10 protein-coding genes are annotated in these 14,108 nt (G+C 71.3%); 5 read left to right on the forward strand and 5 right to left on the reverse strand.

What is annotated here, in order from left to right:
• Positions 1-470 precede the first annotated feature (470 nt).
• Both ACWDX9_RS14080 and ACWDX9_RS14085 read left to right on the forward strand, forming a co-directional pair.
• Positions 471-1,373, forward strand: coding sequence for a 4-(cytidine 5'-diphospho)-2-C-methyl-D-erythritol kinase (locus ACWDX9_RS14080; RefSeq protein ID WP_449953163.1), 903 nt, complete (start codon positions 471-473; stop codon positions 1,371-1,373).
• Between the two features lie 372 nt (positions 1,374-1,745).
• Positions 1,746-2,624, forward strand: coding sequence for an arginase family protein (locus ACWDX9_RS14085; RefSeq protein WP_449953166.1), 879 nt, complete (start codon positions 1,746-1,748; stop codon positions 2,622-2,624).
• On the opposite strand, the gene ACWDX9_RS14090 is transcribed toward ACWDX9_RS14085, so the two are convergent.
• The 3 genes from ACWDX9_RS14090 to rsmA form a co-directional block, all read right to left on the reverse strand.
• On the reverse strand, positions 2,597-3,427 hold the full coding sequence (locus ACWDX9_RS14090) for an NlpC/P60 family protein (RefSeq protein ID WP_449953169.1): 831 nt from the start codon (positions 3,425-3,427) through the stop codon (positions 2,597-2,599). The genes ACWDX9_RS14085 and ACWDX9_RS14090 overlap by 28 nt on opposite strands.
• A 703-nt stretch (positions 3,428-4,130) precedes the next feature.
• The gene (locus ACWDX9_RS14095; protein WP_449953192.1) at positions 4,131-5,018 is read right to left on the reverse strand and encodes an IS5 family transposase; all 888 of its coding nucleotides are present in this window, start codon (positions 5,016-5,018) and stop codon (positions 4,131-4,133) included.
• Positions 5,019-5,140: 122 nt separating this feature from the next.
• Complete coding sequence (gene rsmA / locus ACWDX9_RS14100; RefSeq protein ID WP_449953172.1) at positions 5,141-6,001, reverse strand: 16S rRNA (adenine(1518)-N(6)/adenine(1519)-N(6))-dimethyltransferase RsmA; 861 nt, start codon at positions 5,999-6,001, stop codon at positions 5,141-5,143.
• Positions 6,002-6,047: 46 nt separating this feature from the next.
• On the opposite strand from rsmA, the gene ACWDX9_RS14105 reads away from it, so the two are divergent.
• Positions 6,048-7,922, forward strand: a complete 1,875-nt coding sequence (locus tag ACWDX9_RS14105; protein WP_449953175.1) for a protein kinase domain-containing protein — start codon at positions 6,048-6,050, stop codon at positions 7,920-7,922.
• Positions 7,922-9,109 (forward strand): hypothetical protein, encoded by a 1,188-nt coding sequence (locus ACWDX9_RS14110; RefSeq protein ID WP_449953177.1) that lies wholly within the window; start codon positions 7,922-7,924, stop codon positions 9,107-9,109. The genes ACWDX9_RS14105 and ACWDX9_RS14110 overlap by 1 nt, the downstream gene beginning before the upstream one ends.
• A 4-nt stretch (positions 9,110-9,113) precedes the next feature.
• On the opposite strand, the gene ACWDX9_RS14115 is transcribed toward ACWDX9_RS14110, so the two are convergent.
• Together ACWDX9_RS14115 and ACWDX9_RS14120 are read right to left on the reverse strand one after the other, a co-directional pair.
• Positions 9,114-10,031 carry a ubiquitin-like domain-containing protein gene (locus ACWDX9_RS14115; RefSeq protein ID WP_449953180.1) on the reverse strand — a complete coding sequence of 306 codons (918 nt, stop codon included), beginning with the start codon at positions 10,029-10,031 and terminating at the stop codon, positions 9,114-9,116.
• Between the two features lie 109 nt (positions 10,032-10,140).
• On the reverse strand, positions 10,141-11,016 hold the full coding sequence (locus ACWDX9_RS14120) for a TatD family hydrolase (protein WP_449953183.1): 876 nt from the start codon (positions 11,014-11,016) through the stop codon (positions 10,141-10,143).
• On the opposite strand from ACWDX9_RS14120, the gene ACWDX9_RS14125 reads away from it, so the two are divergent.
• On the forward strand, positions 11,015-14,108 hold a 3,094-nt coding region (locus ACWDX9_RS14125; protein WP_449953186.1), incomplete at its 3' end, for a BTAD domain-containing putative transcriptional regulator. The genes ACWDX9_RS14120 and ACWDX9_RS14125 overlap by 2 nt on opposite strands.

Raw genomic sequence — 14,108 nt, forward strand, 5'->3', positions numbered from 1 at the left:
CGAAGCACGCCATCGCAAGAGACGCCCACATCCCACGAGGCGTCATCATCGCAGGAGGTGCTCACGTCACCACGAAACACCCGTACCGCAGGAGACGCCCACATCCCATGAGGCATCACCATCGCAGGAAGCGTTCATATCCAATAGGGGGCATCCGTCACCAGGGGAGACGTGCGTCGCAGGAGTCCACGCCGCAATGAGGCGCTCATCGCAGGAGGCGCCCAGGCCGCGATCGGGCGGCCGTTGCTGGAAGCGTACGTCGTAGGACCGTCCGTCGCCGTCGCCGTCCATCTCGGGGCACGCCCATGCTCCAGTGAAGATCTGGGGCAAATGTCTACGAACTTGACTCTGCGTGTTGATGAGTTGGGCGTTCCCGAGGTCATCTTTCGAGAACCGCATGTCAGGGCGGCGGGCCTCGATAACATCGAGTGTCCTTGACCCCGGCAAGTGATGAGAGTGGCAGAAGATCGATGAGTTCGGTGACCGTACGTGTGCCCGCGAAGGTCAACGTACAGCTTTCTGTCGGCCCGCTCAGGGAAGATGGCTACCACGACCTGGTGAACGTCTTCCACGCAGTATCGATCTTCGATGAGGTGGTAGCCAAGGAGTCCGAGTCGATCACCGTGGCGGTGAACGGGAAGTGGTCCGACCAGGTGCCGACCGACGAGAGCAACCTGGCGATCCGGGCGGCCCGGGCGCTTGCCAAGCACGCGGGTCGCACGTACGGCGTCGATCTGATCATCCAGAAGGACATCCCCGTGGCGGGCGGGATGGCGGGCGGCAGCGCCGACGCCGCCGGTGCGCTGGTGGCGTGCAACGAGCTGTGGGGTCTGGGGCTGCCGTTCGAAGACCTCATGGAGATCGCCGGCGACCTCGGCAGCGATGTCCCGTTCTCCCTGCTCGGGGGCACGGCGGTCGGTACCGGTCGCGGTGAGCAGTTGAGCGAGCTGCCCACCGGGGGGACGTTCCACTGGGTGTTCGCGCTGGCGGACGGCGGGCTCTCCACGGCCAGCGTCTACGCCGAGTGCGACCGGCTCAGGGCGGCCGAAGAGGCCGAGGTGCCGTGGCCTCAGCTCGACGACTCCCTGATGGAGGCGCTGGGTATGGGCGACGCGTACTCTCTGGGTGCCCACCTGAGCAACGACCTCCAGTCGGCCGCGCTCAGCCTGAGGCCGGAACTCGCGCCCACGCTGGACGCCGGCCGTCAGCACGGGGCCCTGGGCGCGATCGTCTCGGGGTCGGGCCCGACGTGCGCCTTCCTGGCCATCGACGCCCTCCACGCCCGCGACCTGGCCCTCAGCCTGACCACCACGGGCGCCGCACACACGGCCGTAGCCGCCCACGGCCCGGTCCAGGGCGCCACCTTGGTCTGATCCTCGGCCTCTCGCATAGCGTCCACGCCCACGCCCCGGTCTAGGACGCCGCCCCGATCTGGTACTCGGCCTCTCGCATACCGTTGGCGCCCACGCTCCGGTCTTGGATGCAGCCCTGGTCTGGCTCTCGTCCTCCCACGTAACGTTGGCGCCCACGGGCCGGTGTAGGGCGCCAACTTGGCCTGATCCCCGGCACCCACACAGCGCTGGCGCCCACGCCCTGGTCCAGAACGCCACCTTGGTCGCACTCCCGTCCTCCCACGTAGCGTTGGCGCCCACGACCCGGTCCAGAACGCCACCCTGGTCGCACTCCCGTCCTCCCGCATAGCGTTGGTTTGCGGGGTATCGGCTTGAGCAGTTGGTCTCCCGGGTGTGACCGATGAGGCTGAGATGACGAGGGAGGCCGCGATGGCCGGGGTGACGGTGGTTGAGGTGGGGCAGTGGCGGGGGTCCGGGGCTCCCACGGCTGAGCGCCTGCGGGAAGGGGCGCGGTTGCTGGCCGGGATGGTGGGGGCGGCGGATCAGCGGGTTTGTGTCGAGGTTGATGACGATCTTCGCTCGACGGCTGTGAAGGTTCGTGCGGCGGTCGGGCAGGCTCAAGGTGGGCTCCTGGTCACCGTTGGCGGGGATTGCGGGGTTGAGCTCGAGCCGGTTGCGGCGGCTCGGGAGCGGTACGGGGATCGGCTCGTTGTGGTCTGGTTCGATGCCCACGGGGATCTGAACACGCCTGAGTCGTCGCCTTCGGGGGCCTATCACGGGATGGTGCTGCGAGCGCTCACCGGGGAAGGGCCCGAGGGGCTGGTGGCTCGGGAGCCGGTGGCGCCTGGGCGGATCGTGCTTGTGGGAGTGCGGGACCTCGATTCGGGTGAGGCCGCATTTGTCGAGGAACATGGGGTCCGGCATCTCCCGGTGGTGGACGGCGCGGGGCTGGTCGCGGCGATCGAGGGCTGTGGTGCTGGGGCACTCGGGGATGACGGCCCTGACGGGCGCGAGCCTGTCGTCTACGTTCATATCGATCTCGATGTGCTCGATCCTCTGGTCTTCCGGAGTGTGGGGTGTCCTACGCCGGGTGGGCTGCAGCCTGAACAGTTGCTCTCGCTCGTCGCCGCCATTGCCGAGCGGTTCGAGGTGGCGGGGTTGGGGCTCACGGAGTACGAGCCGTCCAGGCAGGAAGATCAGGAGTTGCTCTCCGGGTTGGTCGGCGAGCTGGTGAAGGTCTGTGCTCAGCCTGGACGTACGACGCCGCGATAGGCGGCGCGGAAGTACGGCGAGGCCAGGAAGTTGGTCTTTCTGACCACGTCGCCGGTTCTGGGGGCGTGGATCATGAGGCCGTCCCGGAGGAACAGGGCCACGTGGGTCGGGTCGCCCGTGCCGCCGCCGAAGAAGAGCAGGTCGCCTGCGCGTCGCGCGCGGAACGGGATCCTGCGGCCCTGGCGGAACTGGGCGCCGGTGTAGTGGGTGAGGGCGATGCCGGCCTTCGACCAGGCGTAGAGGGTCAGACCGCTGCAGTCGAAGCCCCTTGTGCCGGCTCCCCTTCCGATGCCGATGGTGGGGCCTTTCGCTGAGCCGCCGCCCCAGGAGAAGGAGACTCCCAACTGGTCGAGGGCGGCCGAGGCGGCGATCTGGCCCCTTGTGAGGGTGGTGATCCTGCCGCCGGGGGTGCGTAGGAGTGAATCGAGCCCGGTTGTGGGATCCGTGGCCGTCCGGTTTGAGGTGCGTTGAAGGGGCTCGGCTTCGGGGTTGATGGTCAGGATCCTGCGTTGGGGTGGGGTTGCTGCGGTGTGGGCCGAGGTCGGGAGGGGCGTCAGGCTCCTGAGTTGGGGCCGGGTTGCTGCGGTGTGGGCCGAGGTCGAGAGGGGCGTCAGGCTCCTGAGTTGGGGCCGGGTTGCTGCGGTGTGGGCCGAGGTCGGGAGGGGCGTCAGGGTCCTGGGTTGGGGCCGGGGCCGGGGCGCCGCTGCTTGGGCGGAGGTCGGGAGGGGGGTCAGGACTGCGATGAGCCCGCCGAAGAGGACGCCGCCGAGGGTGAGCCTGAGGAAGGTGGGGAGGGTGATCATGGTGGCCTCCTGACCGTGTGGTGGGTGTGGAGGCCAGGATCATTCGGTGGCGGGAGATGGGGTTGGGCCGAGCGTGATTCTGTGGAAAACGGGAGGCTGGGTGGGTGGGGCTGTGGACAACGACATCGGATCGGTGCGCCGCGGGTGAATTGGAGTGCTGGCCGGGAGGGGTATCGGCCGGGGTGGGGTCAGGGCATCGGCCGGGAGGGCTGGTTGGGCGCCGACCGGGAGAGTCGGGTGGGGCCGACGAGGAGAGTCGGTTGGGGCGCCGGACGGAAGCGTGGGGTTGGGCACCGGACGGAAGGGGCGCCGTGGGGCATCCCAGAAGGGCTGGTTGGGGCCCTGCGGGGACGGTGGGGCAGGGCACCCGGGCGGAAGGGTGAGGTGCCTGGCCGGGCCGGAGGGCGGGGCAGGGTACCGGGCGAGAGGGGTGAGGTGGGGGGTGGTGGCCCGGAGAGGTGGCGGCCAGGCGTAGTGGCCCGGGCGTGGTGTCCCGGGGATGGTGGCCCGGGCGTGGTGTCGGCCCCGGGGGGGTGGCGGCCCGGGGGGGTGGCTGGGGAAGGTGGACAGGGCGCCGGATGGGAGGACACGCGGGACGCGGAGGGGGACGCGGAGGGGGACGCGGAGGGGGACGCGGAGGGGGACGCGGAGGGGGACGCGGAGGGGGACGCGGAGGGGGACGCGGAGGGGGTTAGGTCGTGTTTCATAAGGCATTGAGCCACTGGTTGATCGCAGCGATGATGACGACGGCTTCGTAGCGTACGGCGAGCTTGTCGTAACGAGTTGCCATGCCTCGATTGCATTTGAGCAGGTTGATGCCGCACTCCACAGCGTGGCGCAACCGGTAGAACGCGGGGTCGAAGGCGGCCGGGCGGCCTCCCTTCGATCCCTTGGCTCGTCGGTGAGCGTCCTGGTCGGCCTTGCTCGGAATGCACGCCTTGATCCCACGCCTGCGCAGATGAGTCCGGTTGGCTTTGCTGGTGTAGGCCTTGTCGGCCAGGACCCGGTCCGGGCGGGTCCTGGGACGGCCACCGCCGAGGCGGGCCACCCGGATCTTGCCCAGCACCGGGATGAACTGCGGGCTGTCGCCCCGCTGCCCGGCGGTCACCACCGCAGCCATCAGCTTGCGGCCCTGCTCGCAAGCCAGATGGGTCTTGGTGGTCAGCCCGCCGCGCGAGCGCCCCAGCGCATGATCGGCCGGCTCGCTGTGCACGCCGCCGGGTGGTTCCTTTTGCAGGTGGCCCTGCCTGCGCGCTCCGGCCGCGTGCTGGTGAGCCCGGGTGATGGTGGAGTCCACGCTCACTGTCCAATCGATCTTCCCGGCAGCGTCCGCACACGCCTGCAAGGCGGCCAGGATCCGCGCCCAGATCCCCGCACGCTGCCAGCGCCGGAACAAGCCATACACGGTGAACCAGTGGCCGTAGCAGGCCGGCACGTCCCGCCACGGCGCCCCGGTCCGGATCCGCCATCGGATCCCGTCGATCAACTGTCGCCTGCTCCACTTCGGCGGACGTCCCTTGCCCGATGCGGCAGGCAGATGCGGCTCCAGCGCCGCCCACTGCGCGTCAGTGAGGTCGTGCCGCCTCGTCACCACTACGCTGGCCACGAGGTCTCCGGTATTTCGTTCTTCTTGGTCGTTGAACCAACTACCGGAGACCTCTTCGTTCAACGATCAGCGACACGCCTCACATGCGTGATCTTTCGAAACACGGCCTAGGGCTTGAGTTCGGCTATGCGGGCGAAGGATGTGATGTCCAGTTGCTCCCCGCGGGCCGAGGGGTCCACGCCGGCCGCTCTCAGTGCCGCCTCCGCCTGGGCCGCGCTGCCCGCCCAGCCTGCCAGGGCCGCGCGCAGGGTCTTTCTGCGCTGGGCGAAGGCGGCGTCCACCACCGCGAACACCTCCTCGCGCGACGCGCTCGTCGTGGGCGGCTCGCGGCGGACCATGGAGACGAGGCCGGAATCGACGTTGGGGATGGGCCAGAAGACGGTACGGCCGACCGGGCCGGCGCGGCGTACGTCCGCGTACCAGGCGGCCTTGATCGACGGAATCCCGTACACCTTCGAGCCGGGGCCGGCGGCGAGGCGGTCGGCGACCTCCGACTGGACCATGACCAGGCCCTTGCGCAAGGACGGCAGGACCTCGAGAAGGTGGAGCACCACCGGGACGGCCACGTTGTAGGGGAGGTTGGCGACGAGGGCGGTGGGGGCGAATCCGGACAGATCGTCCAGGGTGATCCTCATGGCGTCCGCGTTCACCACCGTGAGCTTGTCGAGCCCGCCGCGGTCTGCCACCGTGATGGGGAGCTGGCCCGCCAGCACCGGGTCGATCTCGACCGCCACCACGTGCGCGGCGGAGGGCAGGAGGGCGAGGGTGAGCGAGCCGAGGCCCGGCCCCACCTCGATGACCACGTCGTTCTCCGAAAGATCGGCCACGCGGACGATGCGCCGGACGGTTCCTGCGTCGATCACGAAGTTCTGGCCTAGCTTTTTTGTCGGACGAAGATCTAGCTTGTCCGCCAAAATACGTATTTCTGCAGGGCCCAACAGCCTCATCATCCAACCAGTCTCTCGCATCGAAGAACCATCGATGGCGCTTGGGGAGACCAAAGGAGAGGATGGCGTGGAACAGGAAGGGACGTCCCTCATGGAGCCAACGGGCGCCGCGCCGCTCCGCCCGACGGACTTGCGGGAAATCGGGCCGTACCGGCTGCTGGGCCGGCTCGGCGAGGGCGGGATGGGAACCGTGTTCCTCGCGCGGGCACCGACGGGTCGATTCGTCGCGCTCAAGGTCGTCAAGGCGGAGTTCGCCAACCAGGAGGGTTTCGCGGCCAGGTTCCATGCGGAGGTCGAGAACGCTCGCCGGGTGGCGTCGTTCTGCACTGCCCAGGTGCTGGACAACGGCAACACCGGGGACGGACGTCCGTACATGGTGACCGAGTACATCGCGGGCACCCCGCTCTCGGAGCAGATCGCGAAATACGGCTCCCTCGAACCGGGGCCGCTGCACGGTGTCGCGCTGGGGGTCGCGGCGGCGCTGGCGGCGATCCACGTGGCCGGGCTCGTGCACAGAGACCTGAAACCGGCGAACGTGATCCTTTCGTTGTCGGGACCCAGGGTGATCGACTTCGGCATCGCCAGGGCGCTCGACCGGGAGACCGGGTTCACGCTCTCCGGCGAACTGCTGGGCAGCCCCGGATGGTGGGCCCCGGAGCAGGTGCGCGGCGAGGTGGTCAGCCCGGCGGCCGACATCTTCGCCTGGGGCTGCCTGGTGGCGTACGCGGGCAACGGACGGCACCCGTTCGGCCGCGGCGACCCCATCACGCTGGCCACGCGCGTGCTGAACGCCCCGCCCGAGCTGGGCGTGCTGCCCGCGCCGCTCAACGAGTTAGTACGGCGGGCCACCTCCATGGACCCCACCGTGCGCCCGTCGGCGCAGGATCTCCTGATCGCCCTGGTGGGAGGCAGTACGCCGGCGCGCCCCGCCGATCCGCCCACCTTGGTCGCGACCGAGATGCTCAACGAATGGCAGCCGCCGCAGAATGTCGTGGATGAGCCGGATATCACGGCTACTTTCACGACACCGCCGCCGAGTGATGCCACTGGTAGAACCCCGAGCATCCCCGGCAACGCCGGCAATCCGGCCAACCCGAGCATCCCTGGCGCCTCCGGTGTCTCGGGTGCGCCCAGTGTGCCGGGCTCGTTCGGAAACGCGGGCGCGCCCCCTCAGCCGTCGGTCGAGGAGCTGGCGCGCAGGGAGGAAGAGGCCGCCAAGGAGGAGTTCGCGCGCTGGGAGGCGCAGGCGCGGCAGCGGGAGCAGGCTCAGGCCGAAGCCCTGGCCAAGAAGAAGGAGCAGGCCCGCTCGGGTGGACCGGAAGCCCAGGTGCAGCTGCGTCAAGGCAGCCTGCCCGGCGACAACACCCGGCCGCCCGAAACCCTGGCGGGCAACGACGAACCCGACACCCTCGGCGGGTCCCGGACGAAGGGCACCCGGTGGCTCATCGCCGCCGCGGCCGCCGTGCTGGCCATCGTCGTGACGGTGGCCGTACTGATCGTCACCTCCGCCCGCAACACGCCCACCACCGCCACCCCCGGCACCCCGTCCCAGACGACCGGCACCGCCGGCCCGAACGACGTGGGCCGCCGCTTCGCGCTGGGCGCCAACTTCGACGACCCGGTCGCGATCGTCGCGTCGGCGCCGGAGTGCGGGCTGAAGGAGTACGAGGGCAAGACCGCGACCCAGGGCCAGCTCTGCGTGATCCGCTGGACGATGCTCAACCCCGGCGGCGAGCGCAGGCAGCTGATCCAGCCCGTCGTCACCATGGTCGACGACCGGGGCGGCGAACACGACCCGGCCGCCCTCACCCTGCCCCCGGCCATCCTGCCGGGCGGGCGGGTGGACAGCGCGTTCGTGTTCGACCTGGCGATGTACCGCAAACCCGTGAAGCTGACGGCGACCATGCTCGAGAACGGCAAGCAGATCGAGGTCGCGCTGTGATGATCCGATCCGCGCTCATCGCGCTCATGCTCGCGACGGGGACACCGCTCATGCACACCGGCGCGGCGGCCTGCGCCGGAGCCGCCGACTTCGACGGTGACGGGGTGGACGACGTCGCCGTGGGCGACCCGTTCGCGGACGACCAGAAGGGCTCGGTGAGCGTGCTGTCGGGCGACAAGGTCGTTCCCGTCACCGTTCCCGACCTGGCCAGGGGCGACGCCTTCGGCTGGTCCGTACGGCTGGCCAAGGTCGACGCCGACGCCTGCGCCGACCTGGTGATCGGCGCGCCGTACGCGGACGTGGACGGCACCGAGGACGCCGGCGCCGCGTACGTCGTCTACGGCGGCGGCGCCACGCCTCCCCAGCGGCTGACCGCGGCCCAGCCCCAGCGGTTCGCGCACTTCGGCTGGTCGCTGGCCGCGCGCGGCGACCTGCTGGCGATCAGCGCGCCGTACGAGGACGAGGGACGGCTCCCCGACGTGGGCGCGATCTACGTACGCCAGGGCACCGGCCAGCTGCGCAGGATCAGCCAGGAGTCCGACGACGTGCGGGGCAACAGCGAGGTCGGCGACCAGTTCGGCTGGTCGATGGCGTTCGGGCCGAAGAACGAGCTGGTCGTCGGCGTCCCGTACGAGAACGACGACGGCGCCGGCCGCCAGGTCGAGACCGGCAAGATCGACTCAGGGTCGGTGGTCTTCATCGACGACGTGCTGGCATCCAAGATCACGTCGTTCAAGCTGGACTCGCCGACCGACGTCTCCGGCGACAGGTTCGGCTACTCGGTGGTGTACGGCGAGGGCTCCGGGTACGCGGTGAGCTCCCCCGGCCCCGGATACGTGCAGCTGCTCGACCCTGGCAGGAAACCGACGCGGAGGGTGACGCAGGGGGGCAAGCAGGCGTTCGGGTTCTCGATGGCGGCCTCAGCGGACGGCAGGCTGGCCATCGGCGCCCCGTACGGGGGCGGTGTCCGGGTGGTCTCCTGGAAGAACGCGGCCGAGGATCGGCAGCTGGCGACCGGCGACGGGCTGTCCGGGTGGTCGGTGGCGTTCAGCGGCAACAAGCTGTTCGTGGGGCAGCCGGACGCGCGGCCGTACGGGAAGGTGGCCGTGGCCGGGCGGAACGCCGAGACGCTCCAGCCGATCCAGCCGGCCAAGGGCGCGGATTTCGGGGTGTCCCTATCGGGATGACCCCCTACTGGGGCGGGTCGAAGAGGCGGTCGGCGCAGTTCGGCCACTGGGTCTGCCAGCGGCTGCCCATCTGCTGGTAGAGGACCTGCGCCCGGTACGTCTGCTCCTCCGCCGGCCACGTGCTGGGGATCCCCATCCCGCCTGCGGCCTGCCACACGGGCAGGCTGAACTGGTACATCCCGTAGTACGGCCCATCCGGGTTGTAGGCCTGGGGGTCGCCCTGAGCCGCGCACGCGGCCAGGGCCTGCCAGTTGAGCCGCAGGACCTCCGGGCGGATCGGTACGGTGTGCGATGGCGTGACCGTGATGACCGTCCCGTCCTTGGGGAAGCTGCCGAGCGGCGGGTTCACCACGTAGCCGCGGCGCAGCGGGATGCGCTTCTGCCTGAGCACCTCGCGTACCGTCCTGGCGGTGGTGCGCGAGGCGATCCGGCTCGTTCCGGCGACCACGTACACCCTGCGCCTGGTGTAGACGGTCAGCTCCATCCCCGACAGCGGCACCGCGCCGTCCGGCGGCGCGGAGAGCTTGCCGGCGGCCGGGGTGAGGTCGAGTTCGGCGAGGGCGTCGCCGACGTTCGTGGCGGTGACCAGGTGCCGGCTGGTACGGCCGTCCAGGGTCAGGGTGATCGGGCGGGCGTGGCGTACCTCGATGGTGGATCCGTCGGTGACGTCCTCATGGGCGGGAGGTCGTACGAGGTCGCCGTACCCCACCGAGACCCCGGCCTCGGCGAGCACGTCGTGCACGGTCCCCGCGAACGCGCGGACCTGCGACTGCCTGCCGTCGACGATCACGACGACCTCTTTGACCAGGGACGACACCGCCACGATCGCCCCCAGCGCCGCCATGCCCGCCAGGCACACGACCGGCGTCCACGGCGAACGCCACGGGATCGGGGGACGAGGCGCGCGCCTCTTACCTCGCACGAAGCACCTCCGGGTGCGGCCACGGGCCGCCCGATTCCGGTAACGGTCAGGACCGCCCGAACGTTAGCGCCGCGCTCGTCCCCGCAACCGCGGGTTCAGCAAAAGATGGTCACCACTCGCCGAAGACCATGACTCCGTTGGCACTGATCGCCTCGCACAACTGATCCGGATGGACCCCTTTGACCTCCGCCAGGCAGCGCAAAGTGAGGGGAATGAGGTAGGGGGCGTTGGGCTTGCCGCGGTGCGGGACCGGCGGCAGGTAGGGGGCGTCGGTTTCGACCAGCATGAGCTCCTGCGGGGCGGTCTGGGCGGCCTCGCGGAGGTAGGCGGCGTTCTTGTACGTCACAGGCCCGGAAAAGGACATGAAATATCCGGCTTCGACACACTTTTTCGCCATTTCGGCGTCGCCCGAGAAGCTGTGGAAGACCACCTTGTCCGGCGCACCCTCCTCCGCCAGCACCCTCAGCACGTCGTCATGCGCGTCGCGGTCGTGGATGACCAGCGCCTTGCCGGTGCGCTTGGCGATCTCGATGTGCGCGCGGAAGCTCTCGTGCTGGTCCTCCTTGCTCGCCCAGTCACGGAAGTAGTCGAGCCCGGTCTCCCCCACCGCCCGCACCTCCGGCCGCCGCGCGAGGCTCTCGATCTCGGCCAGGACCTCCGCCGTGGCCTCGTGGGCCTCGTTCGGGTGGATGGCCACCCCGGCGTACACGCCCTCCTGCTCGGCCGCCACGTCGGCGTTCCACCTGGAGGATCTCAGGTCGTAGCCGATGGTGACCAGCCGCGTCACGCCGACCGCCCTGGAGTCCTCCAGGATGCTCCGAACGCTGGCCTCCGACGCCTGCGCGGCCTGCGCCACCGGGTCGCCGGATGACGCCTGCCTGTTGCCGACCATGATGTCGAGATGGCAGTGGCTGTCGAACACCGGTGCGGAAAGCGGCTCGGGAGCGGCGGGAAGCTTGGTCACGAGTTCTAAAGTAGCGTCCATGCGGTTCGGCATCCTCGGCAGCACCATGGCCTGGCGCGCGGACGGGGGCGAGGTGCCGCTCGGCGGTCCCGCGCGGCGGGCGCTGCTGGCGCTGCTGCTGCTCCGCCCCGGGGAGGTGGTCTCCCGGGATCGGCTCGTCGACGTCCTCTACCGGGATCGGGCCCACGGTGACGCGGTGCACGCGCTGCACTCGCAGGTTTCCCGGCTGCGGCGGGACGGGGTCGCGATCGAGCTGACCGAGCTCGGCTACCGGCTGCTCGCCGCGCCCGACGACATCGACGCCCACCGTTTCCTGCGCCTCGCCGACGCGGGCCGGGACGCCTTGGAGGATGGCGGGGATCCCGTCCGGGCAGCGGGGTTGCTGGGTGAGGCGCTGGCGCTGTGGCGGGGGCCTGCGGTCGCGGACCTGGACCCCGAGCACGGGGCCTTCCTGGAGGAGCGGCGGCTGGCCGCGCTCGAAGACCGGATCGAGGCCGACCTGCGGCGCGGCGCCCACCGGGAGGTCGTGGCGGAGCTGGGCGAGCTGATCGAGCGGCACCCGCTGCGGGAACGGCTGCGCGGCCGGCTCATGCGTGCCCTCCAGGCGGACGGGCGGCCCGCGGAGGCGCTGGTGGTGTTCGAGGACACCCGGCGGCTGCTGGCGGACGAGCTGGGCGCGGATCCGTCGGCCGAGCTGGCCGACCTGCACGGCCGCCTGCTGCGCGGGGCGGAGGATCCCGGCGCGCCGGTGCGTCGCGCGCTGCCTGCCAGGCTGACGAGCTTCGTCGGACGGGACGCCGACGTGGCGGCGGTGTCCGCGCTGCTCGGCTCCGCGCGCCTGGTGACGCTGCTGGGGCCGGGCGGCGCGGGCAAGACCCGGCTGTCGGTCGAGGTCGCCCGGTCGCTCGCCGAGCCGCCGATGGGCGATACCCGGGAGCCTGCCGAGGTGGTGCTGGTCGAGCTGGCCTCAGCGCGCACCGGCGTGTCGGGGACGAGCGTCGCGGGGACGAGCGCAGCGGGACCGGGGGCGGCGGGGACGAGCGCAGCGGGGCCAGAGGCGGCGGGGGTAGGTGTGGATCTCGCGCAGGTCGTGCTCGGCGCGCTCGGCGTGCGGGAGAGCGGCCTGCTGGGCGGCCGCGCCATCGGGCCGGGCGACCGGTCCGCGCCGGCGGACCGGCTGGTCGCGGCGCTGGCCGGGCGGCCGATGCTGCTGGTCCTCGACAACTGCGAGCACGTCGTCCACGACGCCGCCGAACTCGCCGAACGCCTGCTCTCCGCCTGCCCCGACCTCCGCGTCCTCGCCACCAGCCGCGAGCCGCTGGCCATCACGGCCGAGCACGTCTGGCCGGTGCACCCGCTCGCCCCCGCCGACGCCGTCCGGCTCTTCACCGACCGGGCCGCCGCCGCGCGCCCGGGTTTCACCCCGGACGAGTCGGTCGAGCGCATCTGCGCGGCACTCGACGGCCTCCCCCTGGCCATCGAGCTCGCCGCCGCCCGCCTGCGTACGCACGGGGCCCACGAGCTGGCCGTACGGCTGGCGGACCAGGATCGGTTCAGCCTGCTGTCGCGCGGCAGCCGGACGGCCGACCCCCGGCACCAGACCCTGCGCGCGGTCGTCGCGTGGAGCTGGGAGCTGCTCACCGACCGGGAGAAGGCCATGGCCGGGCGCCTGACCGTCTTCTCCGGCGGCGCCACGGCCACGGCCGCCGCCGAGGTGTGCGGGCTGGCGGATGCCGAGGACCTCCTGGTTTCCCTGGCCGACAAATCGCTCCTCCAGCCGGGCGGCGGCCGTTATCGCATGCTGGAGACCATCCGCGCGTTCTGCGCCGAGCAGCTGGCCGGCGAGGCGCACACCGTACGGAAAGCACACGCCGCGTACTTCCTCGACCTGGCCGAGCGCTCCGACCCGCACCTGCGCGGCGCCGACCAGCTCCACCACCTCGACCTGCTCGCCGCGGAGCACGACAACCTGCAGGCGGCGCTGCGCTGGGCGGCGGAGTCCGGGGAGGTCGCGCTCGGCATGCGGCTGCTGGCGGCCCAGTCGTCGTACCTGTGGATGCGCGGCATGCGGGCCGCCGCGACCGCCCCGGCGGTGGCGCTGCTGGAGGCGGCGGGTCCCGCGCCGGATCCGGAGCTGGGCGAGGCGTACGTGCTGTGCCTGCTGTCGGCGCTGGCCGGGAGCACCGGCAGGGACGCCTGGGAGAGCCACAAGAGCCTGGCCGAGACGATGGTCACCGACGGCTCCGGAGCGCGGCGGTACCCGCTCGTCACGTTCCTGTGGCCGATGATCACGGCGGGTTCGATCGATCCGACGGTGGCGCTCAGGGTGCTGCGGCGGGCCGCGCGGGACGGAGACCCGTGGGAGCGGGCGATGGCCCGGTTCATCTGGGCCTATCCGCAGATGACCGCCGGGGAGTTCGCCTCGGCGGAGGCGGATCTGACGGCGGCGCTCGACCAGTTCAGGGTGCTCGGCGACCGCTGGGGCATGGCGCTGGCCCTGGACGGGCTCTCGTGGCTGGCGGGCACCTGCGGCGACGACGCGACGGCCGTGGCGCGCGTGGAGGAGGCGATCGCGCTGGCCGAGCAGCTCGGGGCCGAGGAGGATCTGCCCGACCTGCTGTGCAACCGGGGCGATCATCGCATCGCGACCGATCCGGCCGGGGCGCGGGCCGACTACGAGCGGGCCGCCGAGCTGGCGGGGCGGGCGGGCCTGACGACGTACCTGGCCTCGGCGCTGCGCGGGCTCGGTGACGTGGCCGCCGCGAAAGGCGACCTGGCACGGGCGCGGGAGCTGTACGAGCGGGCGCTGCGGCAGTCGGATCCCGTATGGGTCAGATCGGCGGGGAACCTGGCCCGGCTCCACGTCGGCCTGGGCCGGGTGGCCGAGGCCGAAGGGGATCGGAAGACGGCCGGAGAGTCCTACGAGCGGGCGGTGGCGGGCGCGATCGAGTCGGGCGCGCTGCCCGAGACCGCCCGGGCGTTCGAGGCGCTGGCCGCGCTGGCGTTCGATGGCGACGACGCCGAGCGGGCGGCCACGCTGCTGGGGGCCGCCGTCGCCATGCGGGGCATCGAGCTGCCCCAGGAGCCCGAGGTCGCGCAGCGGGTGCGGGCGG

It is taken from the genome of Nonomuraea sp. NPDC003201 (genome assembly GCF_053590415.1).

Excerpts from the sequence above, each read along its gene's own strand:
- ACWDX9_RS14090 (WP_449953169.1), bottom strand. The coding sequence starts at position 3,427 with ATGATCACCCTCCCCACCTTCCTCAGGCTCACCCTCGGCGGCGTCCTC.
- ACWDX9_RS14110 (WP_449953177.1), top strand. The coding sequence starts at position 7,922 with ATGATCCGATCCGCGCTCATCGCGCTCATGCTCGCGACGGGGACACCG.
- rsmA (WP_449953172.1), bottom strand. The coding sequence starts at position 6,001 with ATGCGAGAGACTGGTTGGATGATGAGGCTGTTGGGCCCTGCAGAAATA.
- ACWDX9_RS14080 (WP_449953163.1), top strand. The coding sequence starts at position 471 with ATGAGTTCGGTGACCGTACGTGTGCCCGCGAAGGTCAACGTACAGCTT.
- ACWDX9_RS14120 (WP_449953183.1), bottom strand. The coding sequence starts at position 11,016 with ATGGACGCTACTTTAGAACTCGTGACCAAGCTTCCCGCCGCTCCCGAG.